The organism is Acidovorax sp. Root70 (assembly GCF_001428225.1).
Classification (GTDB): Bacteria; Pseudomonadota; Gammaproteobacteria; order Burkholderiales; family Burkholderiaceae_C; genus Acidovorax.
In genome coordinates this window covers 94,583-119,528 of record NZ_LMHQ01000029.1, presented here as the reverse complement: position 1 = coordinate 119,528, position 24,946 = coordinate 94,583, and the positions used below count along the sequence as shown (strand labels likewise).

Genomic DNA, 24,946 nt, shown 5'->3' with positions numbered 1-24,946 from the left:
GCGGGTCGACACTGCAACCGCTATAGCGACGCTGCCGCTGCCAGGAAGGCCGCGCTGGGTGCAGGCTGCAGCAGCTGCTGGCGGTACTGGCCTGGCGGCATGCCGAACCAGCGCTTGCAGGCCCTGAAGAGGTTGCTCTGGTCGCTGAACCCCAGCTGGTCGGCCACCTCGGCCAGGCTGCGGCGTGGGGCAGCCAGGTACTGGCGGGCCAGCTCGCTGCGGGTGTCGTCCAGTAGTTGCTGAAAACTCACCGACTCTGCCTGCAGCCGGCGCTGCAGGGTGCGGTCGGTCAGGTGCAGGCGCGCCGCCACGTCCTCACGGCGCGGTTCGCCCAGGTGCAGCATGCGCGATATCTCGGTGCGCACCTTGGCGCTGACCAGCGACTGACCCAGCGGGCCCAACTGCCCCAGCTCGGCCTCCACCAGTTGTTCGTGCAGCGCCCACAGGCTGGGGTTGTGGGTGGGAATGGGTTGCAGCAGGTCGGCTTCGGCCATCAGAAAGCGGTTCACCGGCTGGCCAAACCGGGGCGGCACACCAAACGCGGCGCGGTGGCAAGCGTCGTCGGTCGGCGCTGGGGTGACCAGCTCCACCGCCAGGGGTGTGAAGTCGCGCCGCGTGAGCCAGTCGCACAGCGTGATGAGAGTCAGCACCGCAAATTCCACGCGCTGGCGAGGAATGGGACGCGACGCGCCGATGTGGTTGACCACCAACCAGTAGCCACGCGGGTCCCGCTCCATCGAGAACGTGGTGGCGTCCGAGATCAGCGCCATGTGCCGGTCCAGGTGCTTGAAACCTTCGAGGAGGTTGGGGCCCGAGGCCAGAGCGTGGCCCACCAGGTCCAGCTTGCCGTAGCGCGCGGCCAGTTGGCGGTCCAGGCCCAGCCCCGGGCGGTCGTAGTGCTGGGCTGCGGCCTCCCACAAGCGGCTGACGCGGTCCACATCCACGCGGGTGTGGGGGTGCTGCAGGCTCTCCAGATCGATGTCGGCCTGCGCGCACAGGGCTTGCACCGGCAAGCCTTCGGCCGCAAACAGCTCGGCAATGCCGCGCACCCAGGCGGCAGAGCTGGTGCGCTGCGGCAGCGGGTTCATGGGCAAGCCCCTGCCTCAGGGTTTACGCGCGGGTGGTGTTCTGAAGTCACTGTTTTGGTGTGGTTGCGATAGTGGGTTGTGGGCCTGGCGTTTCCACAATCGGCGCCGAGGTCGGGCCCAGCCGCGAGTGTGATGCGTTCTGCAGGCCCGCCCCATTCCTGAAAACCCCGAAGGAGACAAACAACATGGCCTATTTTGCAAAGAGCCTGCGCTGGGGCGCAGCCTGTCTCGCCGCTGTAATGACCACGGCGTGTGGTGGCTCTGGCGGTACGCCGCCCGAACTGCGCGAAACCCGCTACGGTATGGTGCGCGGCACGGACGACAGCGCCACCAGCGGCACTTATGCGTGGAAGGGAGTTCCCTACGCACAACCCCCCGTGGGGGCCCTGCGCTGGCAACCGCCTGCAGAGCCTGCCGCCTGGACGGGCGAACGCAGCGCCAGCCGCTTTGGCAGCGCCTGCCTGCAGATGGGCCGCATTTACGGACCAGGGGCCAACAACCGCTTTGACGACACGATTGGCCAGACGCTCAACACCCCGCTGGGCAGCGAAGACTGCCTGACCCTCAACATCTGGCGCCCGGCCAACGCGCAAGACAACCTGCCGGTGCTGGTCTTCATCCACGGCGGCAGTGCCATCTCGGGCTACACCGCCGACCCGGTGTACGACGGCGCGGCACTGGCCAAGTCGGCCAATGCCATCGTGGTCACTGCCAACTACCGGCTTGATGTGCTGGGGTATCTGCAGTTGCCCGCCCTGCATGCAGGCAACAACGGCAGTGGAGGCAACGCGGGCAGCAGCGCCTATACCGGCAACTATGCGCTGCTGGACGTGGTGCAGGCGCTGCGGTTCGTGCAGGGCAACATCGCCCGGTTCGGCGGCAATGCGGGCAACGTCACGTTGATGGGGCAGTCGGCGGGGGCCATCAATGCCCTGGCGCTGCTGACGGCGCCGCAGGCCAGCGGTCTGTTCCACAAACTGGTGCCGATCAGTGGGGGGATCTCCTTGGCGACCAACTTGCCCGCCGGGTCCATTCCCACGCTGAACCCGGTCGCCCGCTACGCCACGCAGGCCAGCCAGCTGCTGGCGCATCTGGCTGTGGCCGATGGCCTGGCGCCCGCATTGCCAGAAGCCCAGACCCTGGTGGCCGGCTGGCCCCCCGCGCAGGTGGCCAGCTACCTGCGCGGCAAGGATGCGCGGGTCATCTTGCAGACGGTGCTGGCGAAGGGGCTGACAGGCTCCGGTCCCATCCCGGACGGTGTGGTGGTGCCGTCCGATCCGATTGCCGAGATCGGAGCCGGGCGCTATCAGAAGGTGCCCGTGCTGTCCGGCTACACCGCCGAGGAGGGCAAGCTGTTTGCCCCCTTCCTGGTGCTGCTGGGCGGCAAGCCTGGCATGAAGATCAGCGATGCCGACCGCTTTGCGATGATGCAGCGCTTTGACCCCGATGCGCCCGCCACCCTGACGGCGGCGGACATTCTGGATGCGTCCTACCTGCCGGTGACAGCCCCCGGCACGGGCTACAACGCACGCACCCAGCTGCTGGGCAACGTGTTCATTGGCGCCAGCCGCGACAACCTGCTGAACGCCCTGCGCAGCCAGCAGAGCAATGTGTGGAACTACCAGTTCAACTGGGCCCAGCAGCCTGCGCCGTGGAACGATGTGTACGGCGCGGCCCATGCGTTCGACCTGCCGTTTGTGTTTGGCAACTTCGGTCCCTCGGTGTTTGCGAAGGCGACCAACAGCACCGCCAACCAGCCGGGGCGCCTGGCCCTGTCGCGGGCCATGATTGACAGCCTGCGGGCGTTTGTGCACACCGGTGATCCCAACAACGCCACGCTGGGCCAGACCTGGCAGCCCTGGCCCCGCAAGTTCATCTTTGACGCGGACCAGAAGGCGGTGCGCCTGAGCGTTCAATGACCCTCGCGCTGCAGATGTTGAACAGCCCTTGGCCGAGTGCGGTTGTTCAGTGTGCGGCCGTGGCGGCGAGGTATGCGTTCAGTGCCTCGTCGTCCACGATGGCCACCCGCCCGAAGTCCAGCGACACGATGCCCATGCCCTCCAGCGAGCGCAGCACCTTGTTCACGGTCTGCCGCGACAGGCCCACCAGTTGCCCCAGCTCTTCCTGCGTGAGGTTGAGCCGCCGCGTGCTGCGCCAGAACAGGCGGCTGAGGTACAGCGCCACGCGGTGCTCGGTGGACTGGGTGCGTCCGGCTTCGATGATCGTCATGGCCTGGCCCAGCCGCATGTTCAGGTGCAGCACCAGGAACTGGTTGAACGCCAGACTGGTCTCGCGCAGCGTGGCAAACAGCGGCAGTGGCAGGCACAGCAGGGTGGTGGGGCGCAGTGCCACCACGTGGTACCGGCGGGGCTCCGGCTTCATGGCCGAGCCTTCGCCAAACCATTCACCATCGGGCACTCCGATGAAGGCGGACGACCGGCCCTGGCTGGTGGGGCTCTGCAGCATCACCAGGCCCGACAGCACGGCATGCCAGCCCTGCACGGCGCTGCCGGCGGGCATCATCACCGCGCCCTTGTCGGCTTGCTCCGCAAACACCTCTTCGCGCAGCCGCTCCTGCATGGCGGCAGGCAGGCCCGCAAACCATGGCTGGGCGGCAATGAATCGTGGGGCAGAAGGGGCGGCGCAGAGCATGGGCCTGATTGTCGCCGCAGAGGTGCCTGCGGTTCAGGGTATTCCCTTGCCCTTTGTCAGTGGGACGACAAGTGTTGGCAGCCATGCCCGCCGGGCGCACACTCCGCTGCGGTTCACGGGGTTCAGCGACTGCGCAGCCATGCCGCCGCCCATGCCACGCCAGTGCGGTGGTGCGGCTTGCGTGGGTTCATCCCAGTGGCGTGCGGGGGCACGACGCGGGCGACACCCGGACGCCGATACGCGCGCTACGATGACCGTTCCATTCACTACAACATCCAAGGAGTATTCATGCTGGGCTTGATGCAGAGTCAACCGTTGCTGATTTCGTCGCTGATCGAATTCGCAGAGCGCCACCACGGCGACGCCGAAATCGTGTCCCGACGGGTGGAGGGTGACATCCATCGCTACACGTACCGCGACCTTGCCGCACGTGCCCGCCGCCTGGCCAATGCGCTTGACGAACTGAAGCTCCAGTTCAGTGACCGGGTGGCCACATTGGCCTGGAATGGCTACCGCCACATGGAGATGTATTTCGGTGTGAGTGGCTCGGGCCGCGTGCTGCACACCGTCAACCCGCGCCTGCACCCCGACCAGATCGCCTGGATCATCAATCACGCTGAAGACCAGGTGCTGTGTTTTGACACCACCTTCCTGCCCCTGGTGCAGGCGGTGCATGCCAGGTGCCCCACCGTCAAAAAGTGGGTGGCCTTGTGCGACGCGGACAAGTTGCCTGCGGATTCCGGTATCCCGGGCCTCACGAGCTACGAGGCCTGGATCGGTGCCCAGTCTTCCGACTATGCCTGGCCTGAGTTTGACGAGAACTCCGCATCCAGCATGTGCTACACCAGCGGCACCACGGGCAACCCCAAGGCCGCGTTGTACAGCCACCGCTCCACCACGCTGCACGCCTACGCTGCGGCGCTGCCCGATGTGATGTGCCTCTCGGCCCGCGACTCCGTGCTGCCGGTGGTGCCCATGTTCCACGTCAATGCCTGGGGCATTCCGTACTCGGCCGCGCTCACGGGCTGCAAGCTGGTGTTCCCCGGCCCGGCGATGGACGGCAAGTCCATCTACGAACTCATCGAAGCGGAGAAGGTGAGCTATGCCGCAGGCGTGCCCACCGTGTGGCAGATGATGCTGGGCCACATGAAGCCTGCAGGCCTCAAGTTCTCCACCCTGCGCCGCACGGTCATCGGCGGCTCGGCCTGCCCGCCCGCCATGATCCACGCGTTCAAGGAAGACTACGGCGTGGAGGTGTTGCACGCCTGGGGCATGACCGAGATGAGCCCGCTGGGCACGCTGTGCACGCTCAAGAACAAGCACCTCGCCATGTCGAAGGACGAGCAGATGAAGATCCTGCAAAAGCAGGGCCGTGCGATCTATGGCGTGGACATGAAGATCGTGGGTGGCGACGGCAACGAGCTGCCCTGGGACGGCAAGACCTATGGCGACCTGCTGGTCAAGGGCCCCTGGATTGTGGGCAGCTACTTCAAGGGAGAGGGTGGCGACCCGCTGGTGCGCGACGCGCAGGGCCGGGGCTGGTTCCCCACCGGTGACGTGGCCACCATCGATGCCGACGGCTTCATGCAGATCACGGACCGCAGCAAGGACGTGATCAAGTCCGGGGGCGAGTGGATCAGCTCCATCGACATCGAGAACATTGCAATGGCCCATCCCGCCATTGCCATGGCAGCGTGTGTGGGTATGCCGCACCCCAAGTGGGACGAACGCCCCATCGTGGCCGTGGTCAAGCGCCCCGGTGCGGAGGTCACGCGCGAAGAGTTACTGGCCTTCTACGAAGGCAAGACGGCCAAGTGGCAGATCCCCGATGACGTGGTGTTTGTCGATGCCATTCCGCTGGGTGCCACCGGCAAGATGCTCAAGACCAAGCTGCGTGAGCAGCTCAAGGATTACAAGCTTCCCGGCCTGTGATCAAGGTGGGGCAATGCATGTGTGAGCGTCGCTTGCGAACGCCATTTTTTGCACTGCCCCAGGCTGGTGCGCGCTCGGGGGAGCGCTGCGCCAGTCACGTGTGCGACGCTGGTAGGGGCAATCCCTGAGCATCGCTTTGTTGCAACGCGGTACGCTGCGTTGTGTCGATTTACAAGGAGACAAAACCATGAAGTTCGCTATTAAGGCTGTAGCAGCCTCGGTAATCTTGGCAAGCGCTGGCGGGGCCTTCGCTCAAAAGGGCGAGACGGTGAAAATCGCCTGGCTCGACCCCCTGTCTGGCCTGATGGCAGCCGTGGGAACGAACCAGCTCAAGAGCTTCCAGTTCATCGCTGAAGAGTTCAACAAGAAGAACCCTGCTGGCGTCAAATTCGAAATCATCGGCATCGACAACAAACTCAGCCCTCAGGAAACCACCAGCGCCCTGCGCTCGGCCATGGACCAGGGCGCACGCTATGTGGTGCAGGGCAATGGCTCTGGCCCCGCACTGGCCATCATGGACGCGCTCGAAAAGCACAACGCGCGCAATCCCGGCAAGGAAGTCCTGTTCCTGAACTACGCTGCCGTGGACCCAGACCTCACCAACAGCAAGTGCAGCTACTGGCACTTCCGTCTGGACGCAGACACCTCCATGAAGATGGAAGCCCTGACGACCTACATGAAGGACCTGCCTGAGGTCAAGAAGGTCTATCTGATCAACCAGAATTACTCGCACGGCCACCAAGTCTCCAAGTTCGCCAAGGAGATGATGCAGCGCAAGCGCCCTGACGTGCAGTTTGTGGGTGACGACCTGCACCCCCTGGCCCAGGTGCGTGACTTCGCACCCTACATCGCCAAGATCAAGGCATCGGGCGCTGACAGCGTGATCACCGGCAACTGGGGCTCCGACCTGGCGCTGCTGATCAAGGCCGCCAACGACGCAGGCCTGAACAACGTCAACTTCTACACCTACTACGGTTCTGTCACCGGCAGCCCCACGGCCATGGGCGCTGCGGCTGCCGGCCGCGTGTACATGGTGGCCTACGCCCACATGAACCTGCCGGGCGAGCTCAACAAGATCGTGGTGGACTACAAGAAGAAGTTCAACGACGACATGTACACCGGCGCCGTGTACCACGCCTTCACCATGCTGTCCGAAGGTTTCGTGAAGGCCAAGTCCACCGACCCCGTCAAGGTGGCTGCAGCGTTCGAAGGCATGAAGTTCAAGAGCTTCAACGGTGAAGTCGAGATGCGCAAGACCGACCACCAGCTGCAGCAGGGCCTGTTCATTTCCAAGTGGGAAAAGGCCGGCGGCAAGTACCCCATCGACTCGGAGAACACCGGCTACACCTTCGTGCCGCTGAAGTACTACGAGCCCTATGTGGCCAGCACGCCCACGTCGTGCCAGATGAAACGCCCGTAAATCCGGCGCTGGCGCTTCGGCGCCAGAACTTCGAGGCCCGACCTACTCGGGCCTTTTTTTTCCCTCCGTGATGAAAAATTCCAATGAATCCTGAGTTTTTCGTGATCTCTTTGCTGAACGGCGTGAGCTACGGGCTCCTGCTGTTCATGCTGAGTTCCGGCCTCACGCTGATCTTCAGCATGATGGGCGTGCTCAACTTCGCACACACCAGCTTCTACATGCTGGGTGCCTATTTCGCGTTCACCATCTCGGGGGTGGTGGGCTTCTGGCCAGCGCTGGTGCTGGCACCGCTCGTGGTCTTTGTGCTGGGCGCCGCGTTCGAGCGCTATGCCCTGCGCCGGGTGCACAAATTTGGCCATGTGCCCGAGCTGCTGGTCACGTTCGGCCTGTCGTACCTGATCCTGGAAGTCGTGCAACTGGTCTGGGGCCGCTCCACGGTGCCCTACGGCCTGCCCGAGCAATTGCAGGGGCCGCTGTTCTCGCTGTACGGCACGCAGTTTCCCAAGTCGCGTTCGTTTGTGATGCTGGTGGCGCTGCTGATGCTGTTGTCGGTGTGGCTGCTGCTCACCCGCACCCGCATCGGGCTGGTGATCCAGGCGGCCCTCAAGTACCCCGAGATGGTGGAGGCGCTGGGCCATAACGTGCCGCGCGTGTTCATGCTGGTGTTTGGTGGCGGCGCCGCGCTGGCGGGCCTGGCGGGCGTGATCGGCGGCAACACCTATGTCACCGAGCCAGCCATGGCCGCGTCCGTGGGCTCCATCATCTTCGTGGTGGTGGTGGTCGGCGGCATGGGCTCGCTGGCGGGGGCGTTCATTGCCTCGCTGCTGATCGGCGTGGTGCAGACCTTTGCCGTGGCGCTGGACTACTCGCTGATCCACGTCTTCAAGGCAGTGGGTGTGGCCGTGACCGACCAGACCTTCGGCTACCCCTTGCTCAAGCTCACGATTTCCCAGGTGGCGCCCATCCTGCCGTACCTGTTCCTCGTGCTGATCCTGATCTTCCGCCCCAAGGGCCTGTTGGGCACGCGGGAGGACTGAAGCCATGAATTCGACCACTCATCCTGTCTCTGGTGCCACGTCGCACTACCGGTTCAAGCCCTGGAACGTGGGGCGCTTTGTGATCTGGACGCTGTTTGCCGTCGCACTGATCGTGGCGCCCATGCTGTTTCGCAGCAGCCTGGCGCTGACCATGCTCTCGCAGATCGGCTACCTCATCATCATCTGCCTGTCGTACAACATGTTGCTGGGGCAGGGCGGCATGCTGAGCTTCGGCCACGCGGTGTACACCGGCCTGGGCTCGTTCATTGCCATCCACGCCATGAACATGGCGGGCAAGGGCAGCTTCAGCATTCCCCTGGTGCTCATCCCCATCGTGGGCGGGCTGGCGGGGGCGTTCTTTGCGATCTTGCTGGGTTTTGTGACGACCAAGAAGTCGGGCACCACGTTCGCCATGATCACACTGGGCATTGGCGAGCTGGTGGCATCGATGGCGCTGATGTTCCCCGAGTTCTTCGGGGGCGAAGGCGGCATCACTACTGACCGCGTGTACGGCCAGTCGTTCTTTGGCATCACCTTCGGACCAGCGATTCAGGTGTACTACCTGATTGCCGTTTACTGCTTCATTTGCACGGCGGCGATGTTCGCCTTTACCGGCACACCGCTGGGCCGCATCCTGAATGCCGTGCGCGACAACCCCGAACGTGTGGAGTTCATTGGCTACAACACGCAGCGGGTGCGCTACTTCGCGTTCATCATCGCGGGCTTCTTTGCCGGCATTGGTGGCGGCCTGGCCACCATCAACTTCGAGATCGTGACGGGTGCCGACAGCCTGAACGTGGTGCGCTCGGGCGGCTATCTGCTGTTCACCTTCCTGGGCGGGGCCACGTTCTTCTTCGGCCCCATCATTGGTGCGGTGTTGCTGGTGCTGGCGTCGGTGCTGCTGTCCGAGCTGTCCAAGGCCTGGCTGCTGTACCTGGGCCTGGTGTTCCTGTTCATGGTGATGTATGCGCCCGGCGGTGTTGCCAGCCTGATCATGATGAACCTGCGCCTGGCCAAGTTTGGCAAGCTGCGCCAGCTGTGGACCTCGTACCTGGCGCTGGGCGGCACGGCCCTGGTGGGTGTGATGGGCGCGGCCTGCATGATCGAGATGACCTACCACCTGCAGCTCAATGCGGCGCTGGGGCCAGAGCTGACCTTCCTGGGCGCCACGCTCAATGCCAAGGGCTTTACCAGCTGGTTTGGCGCGGTGTTTGTGATGGTGACGGGCTTTGCCCTGTTTGAACTCTGCCGCCGCCAGTTTGTGCGCCAGTGGGGCAAGATCCAGGAAGAAATAGAACATGAAATCAAGCGTGGGGAGGCTTTGTAACCATGGCGGCTGACAACGCAACCTATGCGCTCGAACTGCGCGACCTGCGCAAGAGCTTTGGCAAGACCGAGATCATCCGCGGCGCCAACCTGGCCGTCGCGCCCGGTGAGCGCGTGGCCATCATCGGCCCCAACGGTGCCGGCAAATCCACGCTGTTCAATCTGATCAGCGGACGCTTTGCGCCCACCAGTGGCGACGTGATCCTGAACGGCCAGCGCATCAATGGCATGGCGCCGTACGAGATCAACCGGCGCGGGCTTTCGCGCAGCTTCCAGATCACCAACATCTTTCCCAAGCTGTCGGTGTTCGAGAACCTGCGCTGCGGCGTGCTCTGGAGCATGGGCTACAAGTACACGTTCCTGCGCTTCCTGTCGAACCTGCACGACGCCAACGAGCGTGCCAAGCAGCTCATGGAGATGATCAAGCTCGACAAGAAGCGCGACACGCTGGCCATGAACCTCACCTACGCCGAGCAGCGTGCGCTGGAGATCGGCATCACCATCGCGGGTGGTGCCAACGTCATCTTGCTGGACGAGCCCACGGCCGGCATGAGCAAGACCGAAACCTCGCGCTTCATTCACCTCATCAAGGAAGTGACCGAAGGCCGCACGCTGCTCACGGTGGAGCACGACATGGGCGTGGTGTTCGGCCTGGCCGACAAGATCGCCGTGGTGGTGTACGGCGAGGTGATTGCCTTTGACACGCCCGACAAGGTGCGCGCCAACCAGCGCGTGCAAGAGGCCTACCTGGGATCGGTCATCGCAGAAGAGCAGGGGGCGGGACACTGACATGCTGAAAATCGAAAATCTCCACGCCTACTACGGCAAGAGCCATGTGCTGCATGGCGTGACCTTTGACGTGCAACCCGGTGAGATCGTGGCCCTGCTGGGGCGCAACGGCTCGGGCCGATCCACCACCGCCAAGGCCATCATGGGGCTCGTGGACTGGGAAGGCACGCTCAGCTGGAAGGGGCAGGACCTCAACGGCAAAAAGGCCTACGAGATCGCCCACCTGGGGGTGGGCTACGTGCCCGAAAGCCGCGACGTGTTCCCCAACCTCACCGTGCACCAGAACCTGATGCTGGGCCAGAAGGGCAGCGGCAAGAACAGCCGCTGGTCGTTTGACGACATGTACGAGATGTTCCCCCGCCTCAAGGAGCGCCAGCACACCGAGGCGGGCGTGATGTCGGGTGGCGAGCAGCAGATGTTGACCCTGTGCCGCACGCTGATGGGTGACCCCGATCTGATCATCATCGACGAGCCCACCGAGGGCCTGGCGCCCAAGATCGTGGAGCTGGTGGGGCAGTACCTGCAGACCATCAAGTCGCGCGGCATCTCGGTGCTGCTGATCGAGCAGAAGCTGACCATTGCGATGAAGATTTCCGACCGCGCACTGGTGATGGGGCATGGCTCCATCGTGTTCCAGGGCACACCAGACAGCTTGCGGGCCGACAACTACATCCGCAAGGAATGGCTGGAGGTTTAGAAGCCCCCTGAGTCGCCTTCGGCGCCTTCCCCCGGAGGGGGACGCCCCCAGCGCGGGGGCGGTGGCCTGGAGCGCGCCAGTTTCGCGGGCTGAGGCCTGAGGAGGCCTTCTTGAATCGGTCCACAGAGGCGCCCGGTCTTCGGTGGCGCCTCTTTTTTTGCCCGACGGAATGTGTTCTGCAGGGAATGTCTGAAACCCCCTTGTCTCGCCCGGGACAAATTGACACGCCAAATGGGTTTGAAGTCTCTACAATAAAAACGCACGATCGTTCTTTTTCACTTTCCAAGGAACAACAGCACCATGACCGCTGAATACAAAGTCCACGGCTCCGTTGCCGTGATCACCATGGCCAACCCTCCCGTCAACGGACTCGGTCTGGCGACCCGCCAGGGCATCGTGGACGGCCTTGGCCGTGCCAATGCCGATGCAGCGGTCACGTCCATCGTGATCACCGGTGCCGGTGGTGCGTTCTCTGGCGGCGCCGACATCAAGGAGTTCGGCACCGACAAGTCGCTGCAAGAACCCAACCTGCTGTCGGTGATTGCCGCCATCGAAAATTCGGCCAAGCCCGTCGTGGCCGCCATGCACAGCGTCGCCATGGGCGGCGGGCTGGAGCTGGCCCTGGGCTGCCACTACCGCATTGCAGCGCCTGGCTGCTCCATCGCGCTGCCTGAGGTCAAGCTGGGCCTGATCCCTGGCGCAGGCGGCACGCAGCGCCTGCCCCGCGTGATCGGTGTCGAAGCCGCGCTCAACCTCATCGTGAGCGGCGAGCCCGTCAAGAGCGAAATGATCGGCGCCTTGCCCGGCCAGAAGCTGTTCGACAAGATGGCCGCGTCGGCCGAGTCGCTGGCGGCAGAAGCCCTGGCGTTTGCACAAAGCGTGGCCGATGCCCGTCCTCTGCCCCTGGTGCGCAACCTGCCTTGCAAGCACCCCGAAGGCGACGCGTACTTCCAGTTCGCGCGCAACATGGTCAAGGGCATGGCCAAGAACTTCCCTGCGCCTGCCAAGTGCGTGGACGCGGTCGAAGCCGCCACCAAGAAGAAATTTGCCGAAGGCATGCTGGTCGAGCGCGAGATCTTCATCAACCTGATGTGGACGCCCGAGTCGCGCGCATTGCGCCACCTGTTCATGGCAGAGCGTGCCGCGAGCAAGATCCCTGATGTCGCATCTGACACCCCCAAGCGTGACATCAAGCTGGTGGGCGTGATTGGCGCCGGCACCATGGGCGGCGGCATTTCCATGAACTTCCTGAACGCGGGCATCCCCGTCAAGATCCTGGAAATGAAGCAGGAAGCCCTGGACCGTGGCATCGCCACGATCCAAAAGAACTACGAAGCCCAGGTCAAAAAGGGCAAGCTCAAGCAGGACAAGTACGAGCAGCGCATGGCGCTGCTGAGCACCACGCTGAGCTACGACGACCTCAAGGACTGCGACCTGATCATCGAGGCCGTGTTCGAAGAGATGGGCGTCAAGGAAGCCGTGTTCAAGCAGCTCGACGCTGTGGCCAAGCCTGGCGCCATCCTGGCCTCCAACACTTCCACACTCGACGTGGACAAGATCGCCGCCTTCACCAAGCGTCCGCAGGACGTGGTGGGCATGCACTTCTTCAGCCCCGCCAACGTGATGAAGCTGCTGGAAGTGGTGCGTGGCAAGGAGACCGCCAAGGACGTTCTGGCCACCGTGATGGCCATCGGCAAGAAGATCAAGAAGACCTCGGTGGTCTCGGGCGTGTGCGATGGCTTCATCGGCAACCGCATGATCGAGCAGTACAGCCGCCAGGCCGGCTTCCTGCTGGACGAAGGCTGCACGCCCCAGCAGGTGGACAAGGCCATCGAAAAGTTTGGCTTTGCCATGGGCCCGTTCCGCATGGGCGACCTGGCCGGCAACGACATCGGTTGGGCCATCCGCAAGCGCCGCGCCGTCGAGCGCGCTGACATGAAGTACAGCCGCACCGCCGACAAGCTGTGTGAACTGGGCCGCTTCGGCCAGAAGACCGGCGCGGGCTGGTACGACTACCAGGCCGGCAAGCGCGATGCGATCCCGAGCGACCTGGTCAACAAGATGATCGAAGACCACCGTAACGAACTGGGCATCACGCCGCGCAAGATTTCGGACGAAGAAATCGTGCAACGCCTGGTCTTCGCCCTGGTCAACGAAGGCGCGCATATCCTGGAAGACGGCATTGCCAGCAAGTCCGGCGACATTGACATGGTGTACCTGACCGGCTACGGCTTCCCCATCCACCGTGGCGGCCCCATGCACTACGCCAGCGAAGTGGGTCTGTTCAACGTGGTGCAGGCCATGGACCGTTTTGCCAAGAACCCGCTGGATGACGCAGCGTTCTGGAAGCCCGCTCCGCTGCTGGCCAAGCTGGCCGCCGAAGGCAAGGCCTTCCAGTAAGCCGCATCCACAGACACCGAATCAAAGGAATTCACATGACCTCCGCAGTGATTGTTTCCACCGCCCGCACGCCACTCGCCAAGAGCTGGAAGGGTTCGTTCAACATGACCCACGGCGCCACCCTGGGCGGCCATGCCGTGCAGCACGCCGTATTGCGCGCCGGCATCGACGGTGCTGACGTGGACGACGTCATCATGGGTTGCGCCACACCCGAAGGCGCTACCGGCAGCAACATCGCGCGCCAGATCGCGCTGAAGGCCGGCCTGCCCATCACGGCATCGGGCGTGACCGTCAACCGTTTCTGCTCGTCCGGCCTGCAGACCATTGCCATGGCCGCCCAGCGCATCATCGCGGGCGAGGCCGACGTGTTTGTGGCCGGTGGCGTCGAAAGCATCTCCTGCGTGCAGCAAGAGATGAACCTGCACATGATCCAGGACCTGGCCCTGGCCAAGCAAAAGCCCGAGATCTACTGGAGCATGCTGCAGACCGCCGAGCAAGTGGCCAAGCGCTACCACATCGGCCGCGAAGCCATGGACGAATACGGTGCTGCCAGCCAGCAAAAGGCTTGCGCTGCGCAGGCCGCTGGTCTGTTCGACGCCGAAATCGCCCCCATCACCGTCACGGCCGGTGTGGCCGACAAGAACCTGGGCCTGATCACCAAGCAAGTCACGGTGAGCAAGGACGAAGGCACGCGTGAAGGCACGACGGTGGAGGCCATCCGTGGCCTGCGCTCGGCGCTGCCCGGTGGCCTGATCTCGGCCGGCAATGCCAGCCAGTTCTCCGACGGCGCCGGTGCCTGCGTGGTCACCAGCGAAGAGTACGCCAGCAAGAAGGGCCTCAAGCCCCTGGGCCGTTTCCTCGGCTTTGCGGTGGCCGGTTGCGAGCCTGACGAAATGGGCATCGGCCCTGTGTTCGCCGTGCCCAAGGTGCTCAAGAAACTGGGCCTCACGGTGCAGGACATCGACCTGTGGGAGCTGAACGAAGCCTTTGCCGTGCAGGTGCTGTACTGCCGCGACAAACTGGGCATCCCGGCCGACCGCCTGAATGTGAACGGCGGCGCCATTGCCCTGGGCCACCCCTACGGTGTGTCGGGCCAGCGCCTCACGGGCCACGCGCTCATCGAAGGCAAGCGCCGTGGCGCCAAGAAGGTCTGCGTGACGATGTGCATTGGCGGCGGCATGGGCGCTGCGGGCATTTTCGAGGTGCTGTAAGCCATGTCCGGGCAGGCCTCGTCGCCACCGCGCACCGACATCCCCGATGTCGTGGTGTCGCCCGAGGTCTTCCTGGCCATGGGGCGTGAGGTACTGGCATCGCAGCCGTTCAGCATCCTGGTGGGGGCGCGGCTGCATGCCTTGTCGCCCGGGCTGTGCGAGCTGCACCTGCCCGTCACGCCCCAGCTGCTGCAGCAGCATGGTTTTGTGCACGGGGGCGTGCTGAGCTATGTGGCCGACAACGCCCTGACGTACGCCGGGGGCACCGCCATGCGGGTGCCGGTGGTGACGTCCGAGTTCAAGATCAACTACCTGCGGCCCGCGGTGGGCGAACTGCTCATCGCCCGTGCGCAGGCGGTGCACCATGGCCGCGCGCAGGCCGTGTGCCGCTGCGATGTGTTTGTGGTGCAGGCGGGCACCGAAAAGCTGTGCGCCGTGGCGCAAGGCACCATTGCCGCACTGCCGCCGCGCGACGGCGCAGCGCCGGCCCCTGCGGGCGCCTGATGGTGGCAAGGGATGGGAGCATGTTCCTCCTCACTCCTGCGCCGTTTACTCCTTATTTGATAGCTGCTGGCGCATGATTCATATGCGCCTGCGGCCGTTTTAACCCTGAAATGCCATGAGCCTACGTCCCACCGTCGATTTCCTGCTCTACCAGTGGCTGGACGCCGAGAAGCTGCAAGCCCGCGAGCGCTTTGCGGACCACTCCCGCGAAACCTTCGATGCCGTGCTCGACACCTCCGAGCGCATTGCGCGCGAGAAGTACGCGCCCTTCAACCGCGTGGTGGACACCGAAGAACCCCGCACCGAGACCGAGCCCGACGGCACGCTGCGCGTGGTGCTGCCACAGGCCACCTACGAAGCACGGCGCGCCTATGCAGAATCAGGCCTGCTGAGCGCCGCGCAGGACTACGACATTGGCGGCATGCAGCTGCCCTACACGGTGGAGGCGGCGGCCAACAGCTTTTTTGCGGCCGCGTCGATCAGCATTGGGTCCAACCTGCTGACTTCGGGAAACGCCAACCTGCTCATGGTGCATGGCACCGACCTGCAAAAGCAGGTGTTTGCGCTCAATGAATTCAACGGCCGCTGGTCGGGCACCATGTGCCTGTCGGAGCCGCAGGCGGGCTCTTCGCTGTCGGACGTGGCCACGCGCGCCGTGCCGGATGGCGAGGGTTTTGAAAGCGACCCGCTGGGCCCGCGCTACCGCCTCAAGGGCAACAAGATGTGGATCAGCTCGGGCGACCATGAGCTGACCGAAAACATCGTGCACCTGGTGCTGGCCAAGATCCCGGGGCCGGACGGCAAGCTGGTGCCCGGCACCAAGGGCATCTCCCTCTTCATCGTGCCCAAGAAGCTGGTGGACACCAAAGGCCAGCTGACTGGCGTGCGCAACGACGTGGCGCTGGCGGGCCTGAACCACAAGCTGGGCTGGCGCGGCACCACCAACACGCTGCTGAACTTTGGCGAGGGCAAGTACCCCGTGGACGGCCAGGCGGGCGCGGTGGGTTACCTGGTCGGCCAGCCCGGCAAAGGCCTGCACTGCATGTTCCACATGATGAACGAGGCGCGCATCGGCATCGGCATGGCTGCCACCATGCTGGGCCTGGCGGGCTATTACGCCAGCCTGGACTACGCCAAGAACCGCCCCCAGGGCCGTCCGGTGCAGGGCCCCAAGGACGGCGCGGCTGCGGTGGTCAAGGACGCCGCCCAGCCCCAGGTGCGCATCGTGGAGCATGCTGACGTCAAACGCATGCTGCTGGCGCAAAAGTCGTACGGCGAGGGTGCCTTGGCGCTCAACCTGTTCTGCGCGCGGCTGGTGGACGAGCAACACACGGGCGATGCCGCAGCCGCCGACGAGGCCCGCCTGCTGCTGGAGGTGCTGACCCCCATCGCCAAGAGCTGGCCCAGCGAATGGTGCCTGGAGGCCAACAGCCTGGCCATCCAGATCCACGGCGGCTATGGCTACACGCGCGACTTCCCGGTGGAGCAGTACTGGCGCGACAACCGCCTGAACATGATTCACGAAGGCACCCACGGCATCCAGGCCATGGACCTGCTGGGCCGCAAGGTGCTGATGGAAGGCGGGCGCGGCCTGCAACTGCTGGCCGGGCGCATCAACGCCACCATCGAGCGCGCCATCCAGGTGCCGGCACTCGCTGCCCACGCCAACGCGCTGGGCAAGGCGCTGCAGGACGTGGGCGCCGCCACCAAGGCCGCCTGGGCCACGGGGCAACCGACGGATGCGCTGGCCAACGCCGTACCGTACATGCAAGCCTTTGGCCACACGGTGCTGGCCTGGGTGTGGCTGGACGTGGCACTCGCCACGCTGGCGGCCGATGCCGCGCTGGCGCAGCCCGCCAGCGTGGGCCGCATGGGGGCCATGCGCTTTTTCTTTCATTACGAGCTGCCCAAGATCGGTGCCTGGCTGCAAGTGGTCAGCGCGCGCGACGCGACCTGCGCCAGCTTTCCGGAAGAGGCGTTCTGATGGCGGCTCCGGGCACGTTGCAGCGCTTGCAAAAGCTCATCTGGGTGCTGATTTACGGCGGCCTGCTCACGCTGGTGCTGGGCATTGCCACTGCCCGCACCGACGCATCCACCGGCTGGGTACTGATGGTGGGTGGGGGCGTGGTGGCGGCCGTGGGCGTGGTGCTGATCGCCGTGCGCGCGCGGCTCAAGGCCGACCCCCAGGGCTGACACTGTCTTTTGCTGCCGCGCCGACGCGGCGGCGACACAATGCAGCCTTGTAGCGCCGCACAATGGCTGCCTGCATTCCCACCTGTTACCAGCGCGCACCAGTGCACCCCCGCGCCGGGCTGGGAACGAGAACATCCATCGACGGGCAAAAAACCAAGGAGACATTCCGATGACACGCACCATCCAACAACTGTTTGACCTGACGGGCAAGACCGCCCTGGTGACCGGCGGCTCGCGCGGCCTGGGCCTGCAGCTGGCCCACGCACTGGGCGAAGCGGGCGCCAAGATCATGCTCAGCTCGCGCAAGGCCTCCGACCTGGAAGAGGCCACCGCCGACCTGCAGGCCGCTGGCATCGACGCGCGCTGGATCGCCGCCGACTGCGCCAAGGAAGAAGACATCCGCCGCCTGGCCGACGAGACCCTGCAACGCCTGGGCCATGTGGACATTCTGGTCAACAACGCCGGCGCGGCCTGGGGCGCCCCGGCCGAAGACCACCCGGTGGAGGCCTGGGACAAGGTGATGAACCTCAACGTGCGCGGCTACTTCATCCTGAGCCAGCACATCGCCAAGCACAGCATGATCGGCCGCCGCAGCGGCAGCATCATCAACGTGGCGTCCATCGCGGGCCTGGGCGGCAACCCCAAGGGCATGAACACCATTGCTTACAACACCTCCAAGGGTGCGGTGATCAACTTCACGCGCGCGCTGGCGGCCGAATGGGGCGCGTACAACATCCGCGTCAACGCCATCTGCCCGGGCTTCTTCCCGAGCAAGATGACGGTGGGCACGCTCAAGGCCATGGGCGAGGAGGCATTGGCCGCCCACGCCCCGCTGGGCCGCCTGGGCGATGATGAAGACCTGAAGGGCCTGTGCGCGCTGTACGCGTCGGATGCGGGCAAGCACATCACCGGCCAGTGGCTGGCGGTGGATGGCGGGGTGAGTATCGTTACTGGAGGGTGAACATCCCCCTGAGCGGCTGCGCCGCTTCCCCCTTCTCTCGAATCGCTGAGCGATTCGCGAAGGGGGACGACGCAATCGCTGCGGGGCGGCCCTTGCTCTGAGTCCCTCGCCTGGGCCCCGCCAGTTGCGACCTATGTTTCCAAAGGAACAAACCTTGATCAGTTTCGGTGTCGAAATCCCCTTTGTCAGCCACCTGGGCTTCACGCTGCACCGCATGGAGGACGGCGAGTCCGAGCTGCGTTACGAAGCCAAGCCCGAGCACCTGAACTCGTTTGCCGTCACCCACGGCGGCGCATCGATGACGCTGCTGGATGTGACCATGGCCACGGCCGCGCGCAGCGTGACGCCGGACATGGGTGTGGTCACCATCGAGATGAAGACCAGCTTCATGCAGCCCGCGCGCGGGCCGCTGGTGGCCAAGGGGCGGTTGATTCACCGCACGGCCACCATGGCGTTTACTGAGGGCACGGTGTACGACGCGCAAGGCAAGGTGTGCTGCCATGCCACCGGCACATTCAAGTACGTCAAGCGCCTGCCTGTGGACGGGCGCAATGTGAATGACCTCAAGGTCATCTCCACCGACTGAGCCAATGGTTGAGGTCGCCAGCAGGTTTTGAAGCCTTTTTGCCTGCAAGCGCAATGAATACATGCGCTGGCAGCTATCAAAAACATAGTATTGAATTTTCTGAAGGAGCTTTCCATGCCACGCAACCAACAAATCGTTCTCGACAACCGCCCCCAGGGCGAAGCGGTGGCCAGCAACTTCAAGCTGGTCGCCACCGACACGCCCGCGCTGCAAGACGGCCAGGTGCTGGTGCGCCACCACTACCTGAGCCTGGACCCCTACATGCGCGGCCGCATGAACGAGAGCAAGAGCTACGCCGCGTCGCAGGCGCTGGGCGAAGTCATGATCGGTGGCACCGTGGGTGAGGTGGCCGAGAGCAAGCACCCCAAGTACGCCGTGGGCGACAAGGTGGTGGGCATGGGCGGCTGGCAGGAATACAGCGTGGTCAACGCCGACCAACCCGGCGCGCTGCGCAAGGTGGACACCACCCATGTGCCGCTGTCGCACTACCTGGGCGCCGTGGGCATGCCCGGCGTGACGGCCTGGTACGGCCTGGTCAAGATCATTGCGCCCAAGGAAGGCGACACCGTGGTGGTGAGCGCCGCTACGGGCGCCGTGGGCAGCGCCTTTGCCGCATTGGCCAAGGCCCGCGGCTGCCGCGCAGTGGGCATTGCAGGCGGCGCGGACAAGTGCAAGTACGCAGTGGAAGAACTGGGCTTTGACGCCTGCATCGACTACAAGCAGCACAGCGACGTGAAGGCCATGTCCAAAGCGCTGAAAGAAGCCTGCCCCAACGGCATCGACGGGTACTTCGAGAACGTGGGCGGCTGGATCATGGACGCCGTGATGCTGCGCATGAACGCCTTCAGCCGCATCGCCCTGTGCGGCATGATCGCCGGCTACGACGGCGCACCGCTGCCCATGGCCAACCCCGCACTCATGCTCATCAACCGCATGAAGGTCGAAGGCTTCATCGTGAGCGAGCACATGGAAGTCTGGCCCGACGCGCTCAAGGAGCTGGGCACGCTGGTGGGCTCCGGCAAGCTGCGCCCGCGCGAAACGATTGCTCAAGGCATCGCTGCCGCACCCGAGGCTTTTCTGGGCCTGCTCAAGGGCAAGAACTTCGGCAAGCAACTGGTCAAGCTGATCTGATGATGCTGAAGTGGACCTGGGCCCGCTTCGACGACCTGGGCGTGCATGCGCTGCATGACGCCCTGGCCCTGCGCTGCAAGGTCTTCATCCTGGAGCAGGGCCCGTACCAGGACCCAGACGAAGCGGACAAAAAGTCCCACCACCTGCTGGGCTACGACGAGGCGGGTGTGCTGCAAGCCTGCCTGCGCGTGGTGGACCCGGGCGTGAACTACCCCGAGCCCTCCATCGGTCGCGTGGTCACCGCCAAGGAGGCGCGTGGCAACGGCACGGGCAGAGCGCTGATGCAGGAGGGTATTGCCCGCTGCAGCCAGGCGTGGCCGGGCCGGGACATCCGCATCAGCGCACAGGCGCACCTGCAGGGGTTTTACGGCTGCCTGGGTTTTGAGGCGGTGTCCGACGAGTACCTGGAAGACGATATTCCCCACATTGAAATGCTGAGAAGGGCGGGCTGACGCCGCCGCAGCCCCTGGACCATTCACCCCACCCACCCGCGAAGGAGCCGACATGACCTTGCCCACCGCCACCCTGGCGCGTACCCATGACGTCTTCAACCAGAGCACGCCGTGGGTGGACGTGAACCTGTTCACCACCAACCAGCCGCTGCAGGATGCCCTGCGCCTGCAGGCTCCCGCGTTGCCGCTGGCGGGCCTGGCTGCGCTGGGCGCGGAGATGGGGTCGGCCGAGATGCAGACGCATGCGCGGCTTGCGAACACGCACCAGCCGCAGCTGCGCACGCATGACCGCTTTGGCCACCGCACGGACGTGGTGGAGTTTCACCCCAGCTACCACGCGCTGATGGGCGCAGCCCTGCGCCACGGCCTGCACGCCACGCCCTGGTCGCGCCAGGACACGGGCCATGCCCATGTCGAGCGTGCGGCGGGGTTCATGCTGTTCACCGAGGCGGAGCCGTCTATTCTCTGCCCCGTGTCGATGAGCTATGCGGTGACCCCGGCCTTGCGTGGCAACGCCGCCGTGTGGGCCGACTGGAACAAAGGCTTGACCAGCACGCAGTACGACCCGCGCCTGGCGCTGTTCTCGCAGAAATCCGCGCTCACCATGGGCATGGGCATGACCGAGAAGCAGGGCGGATCGGACGTGCGCGCCAACACCACCCAGGCCGTGCCCGACGGCGACGATGCCTGGGGCGCGCGCTATCGGCTGACGGGGCACAAGTGGTTCTTTTCCGCGCCGATGTGCGATGCGTTCCTCGTCCTGGCGCAGGCGCCCGGCGGGCTCACCTGCTTCTTCCTGCCGCGCGTGCTGCCGGACGACACCGTGAACGCCCTCCGCATCCAGCGCCTGAAAGACAAGCTGGGCAACCACGCCAACGCCAGCTCCGAGGTCGAGTTCATCGACGCGATGGCCTGGCGCGTGGGCGAGGAGGGCCGCGGCGTGGCGCAGATCCTGGAGATGGGCACCATGACGCGCCTGGACTGCGCCCTGGGCACCAGCGGCCTCATGCGCCAAGCCCTCAGCATTGCGCTGCACCACACGCGCCAGCGTTCGGCCTTTGGCAAAAAGCTCATCGAGCAGCCGCTGATGCGCAACGTGCTGGCCGACCTTGCCCTGGAAAGTGAAGCGGCTACCGCTTTGTCCATCAGGCTTGCAAGCGCTTTTGATCACAAAGATAAGAGCGAGCACGAAGCCATCATGGCCCGCCTGCTCACGCCCGTGGCCAAGTTTTGGGTCTGCAAGCGTGGCAGCGTGTTTGCGCAAGAGGCCATGGAATGCCTGGGCGGCAACGGCTATGTGGAAGAGGGCGGCGAGGGCGTGATGGCCCGCATCTACCGCGAGATGCCGCTCAACTCCATCTGGGAGGGCGCGGGCAACATCATGGCGCTGGACCTGCTGCGCGCCGTGCGCCGTGCCGACACCGCCGCCGCCCTGGCCGACGAGCTGGCCCCCGCACGCGGCGCCCACCCGGCGCTGGACCGCCTCGCAGGTGCCTTGCCCCTGCGCGTGGACGCCATGACCACCGAGGCCGAAGCCCGCCGCCTTGCGCAAGATGTGGCGTTGGCTGTGCAGGCTGCACTGCTGTACCGCAGCGCGCCCGCCAGCGTGTTCGGCGCGTTTTGCGATTCGCGCTTGGGCGGCGACTGGGGTTACAGCTTTGGCACGCTGGGTGCGGGTGTCAACCTTGACGCCATCTTGGCCCGCGCGCTTCCGGCTTGAGTCCTTCCACAGATTTTTACGGAGACTCCCATGTCCCACCTCATCCTGCACCACTACCCCTCGTCCCCGTTTTCCGAAAAGATCCGTGCGGTGCTCGGCTTCAAGCAACTGGCCTGGAAGTCCGTCATCATTCCCAGCGTCATGCCCAAGCCCGATGTGGTGGCGCTGACCGGTGGCTACCGCAAGACGCCGTTCTTGCAGATTGGCGCCGACATCTATTGCGACTCGGCCCTGATCTGCGATGTGCTGGAGCATGAGCAGCCCGAGCCCGTGCTGTACCCACCGCACCTGAAGGGCGTGGCGCGCGTGTTTGCGCAGTGGGCCGACACCACGCTGTTCTGGGCTGCCATGGCCTACAACCTGCAGCCCAAGGGCGCCGCCGTGATGTTTGCCAACCTGCCGCCCGCTGCAGCACAAGTATTTGGCGAGGATCGCCGCGAGATGAGTGCGGGCATGAACCGACTGCGCCCGGCCGACGCCACGGCGGCCTACCGCTCGTACCTGCGCCGCATCGCCCACATGGCCGAAGAGCACGACTTTCTGTTCGGTGCCGAGCCCTGCCTGGCCGACTTTGCGGCCTACCACCCGTTGTGGTTCACGCGCCAGTGCGTGCCGGTGATGGCCGACATCTTCGCCGCCACGCCTGCCGTGCTGGAGTGGATGGACCGTATGGCAGCGTTGGGCCATGGCCGCATGGAGAAGTTCAGCGCTGCCGACGCCATCACGGTGGCCGCAGGCATGGACCCGTTGCCTTTGACCGACGACCTGTTCCAGGACGAGCACGGCATCCCGCTGGGCAGCCAGGTCACGATTGCCGCCGAGAGCTTTGGCACGGAGCCCACGGAAGGTGAATTGATTGCCGCTACCCGCACCCGCTACACCTTGCGCCGTACCGACCCGCGCGCGGGCACCGTGCACGTTCACTTCCCCCGCATCGGCTACGTGCTGCGGCCTCTGGCGCCCTGAACAACGGCGGCCTTTTTTATCGCTTCGCGCCCGATGCGCCTGCGCGTTCGGGCGGCGTTCGTCGAAGCGGTGTGTCGGTATCCGCGCCGCCCGATGTTTCACGACCGCACCCCATCATCCATCGACAACCCCTAGGAGACACAAAACATGATCGACAACTTTGCCGGCAAAACCGCCGTCCTCACCGGCGCTGGCTCGGGCTTTGGCCTGGAATGCGCTCGCATTGGCGCCCGCCTGGGCATGAACCTGGTGCTGGTGGATGTGCAGCAGGACGCGCTCGACGCCGCCACGGCCGAGATGCAGGCCGCAGGCAGCCAGGTGCTGGCGCGCAAGGTGGACGTGTCGAACGCCGCTCAGATGGAGCAGTTGGCCGCCGATGTGCAGCAGCGCTTTGGCGCACCACACCTTGTCTTCAACAACGCGGGTGTGGGCGCGGGCGGCCTGGTGTGGGAAAACTCGGTCAAGGACTGGGAGTGGGTGCTGGGCGTGAACCTGTGGGGCGTGGTGCACGGCGTGCGCCTGTTCACCCCCATGATGCTGGCAGCCGCCAAGGCCGACCCGGCCTGGCGCGGCCACATCATCAACACGGCCAGCATGGCGGGTCTGCTGGCAGCGCCCAACATGGGCATCTACAACGTGAGCAAACACGCGGTGGTGGCCCTGTCGGAAACGCTATACCAGGACCTGTCGCTGGTCACCGACCAAATCAGCGCGAGCGTGCTGTGCCCCTTCTTTGTGCCCACCGGCATCAACCAGAGCCACCGCAACCGCCCCGGCGACCTGCCTGCCGAAAGGCCCACCAAGAGCCAGCTCATCGGCCAGGCCATGAGCGACAAGGCCGTGGGCAGCGGCAAGGTGACCGCGGCCGAGGTGGCGCAAAAGGTGTTCGACGCGGCAGCGCAAGGCCAGTTCTACATCTACAGCCACCCCAAGGCCCTGGCATCGGTCCAGACGCGCATGGAAGACGTAATGATGGGCCGCAACCCCACCGACCCGTTTGCCGCCAAGCCAGAGCTGGGTGCGCAGCTGCGCGCGGCACTGCGGGCGGACTGACCAGCGCAACGCGCCCACAGACGCCTGGCGGCAGGTGTTTGAATAAAAATGGCTGCATGCGCTAGTGCAATATGCGCCAGCAGCTATTAAATGCATAGCGTATGTCCCCGGATGCACCGCTGAACGCTGATGCCCACGCGGCCGCGTGGGGCCACGCCCTGTTCGATACGGCGCTCGGCCCCTGCGGCATTGCCTGGGGGCCCGGTGGCATTGCGGCAGTGCAATTGCCCGAGGCCGATGCACCGGCCACCCAGGCGCGCCTGCTGCGCGGGCTGGGGCAGGGCACCTATCCGCAGGTGTTGCCGCCGGCCGTTCCGCCAGTCGAGGTGCGCCATGCCATCGCAGGCATCCAGGGCTTGCTGGCCGGGCAGGCACTGGACCTGCGGGAGGTGCCGCTCGACATGTCGGGTGTGTCGGCGTTTCACCAGCAGGTGTACGCCATTGCACGGGCCATTCCGCCGGGCCAGACGCGCACCTATGGCGAGGTGGCGGAACAGCTGGGCGGTAAGGGCCTGTCGCGCGCCGTGGGGCAGGCGCTGGGCCTGAACCCGTTTGCGCCGGTGGTGCCATGCCACCGAGTGCTGGCGGCGGGTGACAAGCCCGGCGGCTTCTCGGCCGGGGGCGGTGCGCTGACCAAGATGCGCATGCTGCAGATCGAAGGGGCCTGCCTGGGCGGTACGCGTTCGCTGTTTGGCAGCGCGGACTAGCCCAGCAGACTTGCCCCGCCATGCGGCAGTGATCTGTTGCGACGAGGGTCGGCGCGGCTGGCTGCACAAGTGTGTTACTGAGTGCTACATTTGTTGAAGCGCCTGTTTTTTGTGCAGTAGT

General features: G+C 65.0%; 22 protein-coding genes. 20 read left to right on the top strand and 2 right to left on the bottom strand.

The features are described 5' to 3' along the window. Positions 1-20: 20 nt before the first annotated feature. Complete coding sequence (locus tag ASD94_RS17030; RefSeq protein ID WP_056645309.1) at positions 21-1,088, bottom strand: AraC family transcriptional regulator; 1,068 nt, start codon at positions 1,086-1,088, stop codon at positions 21-23. A gap of 185 nt (positions 1,089-1,273) precedes the next feature. Between ASD94_RS17030 and ASD94_RS17025 the strand changes: the two genes are divergently transcribed. Continuing rightward, positions 1,274-3,007 carry a carboxylesterase/lipase family protein gene (locus tag ASD94_RS17025; RefSeq protein ID WP_056645306.1) on the top strand — a complete coding sequence of 578 codons (1,734 nt, stop codon included), beginning with the start codon at positions 1,274-1,276 and terminating at the stop codon, positions 3,005-3,007. Positions 3,008-3,053: 46 nt separating this feature from the next. On the opposite strand, the gene ASD94_RS17020 is transcribed toward ASD94_RS17025, so the two are convergent. After that, complete coding sequence (locus tag ASD94_RS17020; protein WP_056645304.1) at positions 3,054-3,740, bottom strand: Crp/Fnr family transcriptional regulator; 687 nt, start codon at positions 3,738-3,740, stop codon at positions 3,054-3,056. Positions 3,741-4,028: 288 nt separating this feature from the next. On the opposite strand from ASD94_RS17020, the gene ASD94_RS17015 reads away from it, so the two are divergent. The 19 genes from ASD94_RS17015 (at position 4,029) to ASD94_RS16925 (ending at position 24,825) form a co-directional block, all read left to right on the top strand. Continuing rightward, the gene (locus tag ASD94_RS17015; protein ID WP_056645300.1) at positions 4,029-5,672 is read left to right on the top strand and encodes a 3-(methylthio)propionyl-CoA ligase; all 1,644 of its coding nucleotides are present in this window, start codon (positions 4,029-4,031) and stop codon (positions 5,670-5,672) included. A gap of 187 nt (positions 5,673-5,859) precedes the next feature. After that, positions 5,860-7,092, top strand: a complete 1,233-nt coding sequence (locus tag ASD94_RS17010; protein ID WP_056645296.1) for a branched-chain amino acid ABC transporter substrate-binding protein — start codon at positions 5,860-5,862, stop codon at positions 7,090-7,092. A gap of 83 nt (positions 7,093-7,175) precedes the next feature. After that, complete coding sequence (locus tag ASD94_RS17005; protein WP_056063520.1) at positions 7,176-8,129, top strand: branched-chain amino acid ABC transporter permease; 954 nt, start codon at positions 7,176-7,178, stop codon at positions 8,127-8,129. Between the two features lie 4 nt (positions 8,130-8,133). Then, positions 8,134-9,456 carry a branched-chain amino acid ABC transporter permease gene (locus ASD94_RS17000; RefSeq protein WP_056645293.1) on the top strand — a complete coding sequence of 441 codons (1,323 nt, stop codon included), beginning with the start codon at positions 8,134-8,136 and terminating at the stop codon, positions 9,454-9,456. Positions 9,457-9,458: 2 nt separating this feature from the next. After that, positions 9,459-10,244: an ABC transporter ATP-binding protein gene (locus ASD94_RS16995; RefSeq protein WP_056645290.1), complete on the top strand. Its 786-nt coding sequence runs from the start codon at positions 9,459-9,461 to the stop codon at positions 10,242-10,244. A gap of 1 nt (position 10,245) precedes the next feature. Further along, entirely contained in the window at positions 10,246-10,941 is a 696-nt protein-coding gene (locus ASD94_RS16990) for an ABC transporter ATP-binding protein (protein ID WP_056645287.1), read from the top strand. A gap of 300 nt (positions 10,942-11,241) precedes the next feature. Continuing rightward, the gene (locus ASD94_RS16985) at positions 11,242-13,341 is read left to right on the top strand and encodes a 3-hydroxyacyl-CoA dehydrogenase NAD-binding domain-containing protein (protein WP_056645286.1); all 2,100 of its coding nucleotides are present in this window, start codon (positions 11,242-11,244) and stop codon (positions 13,339-13,341) included. A gap of 35 nt (positions 13,342-13,376) precedes the next feature. Beyond that, on the top strand, positions 13,377-14,552 hold the full coding sequence (locus ASD94_RS16980; RefSeq protein ID WP_056645284.1) for an acetyl-CoA C-acyltransferase: 1,176 nt from the start codon (positions 13,377-13,379) through the stop codon (positions 14,550-14,552). 3 nt (positions 14,553-14,555) lie between these two features. Beyond that, entirely contained in the window at positions 14,556-15,056 is a 501-nt protein-coding gene (locus tag ASD94_RS16975; protein WP_235510697.1) for a PaaI family thioesterase, read from the top strand. Positions 15,057-15,171: 115 nt separating this feature from the next. Beyond that, positions 15,172-17,040: an acyl-CoA dehydrogenase gene (locus tag ASD94_RS16970; RefSeq protein WP_056645282.1), complete on the top strand. Its 1,869-nt coding sequence runs from the start codon at positions 15,172-15,174 to the stop codon at positions 17,038-17,040. Next, a complete protein-coding gene (locus ASD94_RS16965) occupies positions 17,040-17,249 on the top strand; it encodes a hypothetical protein (protein ID WP_056645280.1) in 210 nt (69 codons plus the stop codon). The genes ASD94_RS16970 and ASD94_RS16965 overlap by 1 nt, the downstream gene beginning before the upstream one ends. A gap of 169 nt (positions 17,250-17,418) precedes the next feature. Beyond that, positions 17,419-18,210, top strand: a complete 792-nt coding sequence (locus ASD94_RS16960; RefSeq protein WP_056645279.1) for an SDR family oxidoreductase — start codon at positions 17,419-17,421, stop codon at positions 18,208-18,210. Between the two features lie 154 nt (positions 18,211-18,364). Continuing rightward, entirely contained in the window at positions 18,365-18,796 is a 432-nt protein-coding gene (locus ASD94_RS16955) for a PaaI family thioesterase (RefSeq protein WP_056063497.1), read from the top strand. A 114-nt stretch (positions 18,797-18,910) separates the two neighbouring features. Further along, positions 18,911-19,927 (top strand): NADP-dependent oxidoreductase, encoded by a 1,017-nt coding sequence (locus ASD94_RS16950; protein WP_056645276.1) that lies wholly within the window; start codon positions 18,911-18,913, stop codon positions 19,925-19,927. Continuing rightward, positions 19,927-20,379, top strand: coding sequence for a GNAT family N-acetyltransferase (locus ASD94_RS16945; RefSeq protein WP_056645274.1), 453 nt, complete (start codon positions 19,927-19,929; stop codon positions 20,377-20,379). The genes ASD94_RS16950 and ASD94_RS16945 overlap by 1 nt, the downstream gene beginning before the upstream one ends. A 52-nt stretch (positions 20,380-20,431) precedes the next feature. Continuing rightward, positions 20,432-22,099 carry an isovaleryl-CoA dehydrogenase gene (locus ASD94_RS16940; RefSeq protein WP_056645272.1) on the top strand — a complete coding sequence of 556 codons (1,668 nt, stop codon included), beginning with the start codon at positions 20,432-20,434 and terminating at the stop codon, positions 22,097-22,099. Between the two features lie 30 nt (positions 22,100-22,129). Beyond that, complete coding sequence (locus ASD94_RS16935; protein WP_056645271.1) at positions 22,130-23,065, top strand: glutathione S-transferase family protein; 936 nt, start codon at positions 22,130-22,132, stop codon at positions 23,063-23,065. Between the two features lie 147 nt (positions 23,066-23,212). Further along, a complete protein-coding gene (locus ASD94_RS16930; protein WP_056645269.1) occupies positions 23,213-24,118 on the top strand; it encodes an SDR family oxidoreductase in 906 nt (301 codons plus the stop codon). A 101-nt stretch (positions 24,119-24,219) separates the two neighbouring features. Next, complete coding sequence (locus tag ASD94_RS16925) at positions 24,220-24,825, top strand: methylated-DNA--[protein]-cysteine S-methyltransferase (protein WP_056645267.1); 606 nt, start codon at positions 24,220-24,222, stop codon at positions 24,823-24,825. The last annotated feature ends 121 nt before the right edge of the window (positions 24,826-24,946 follow it).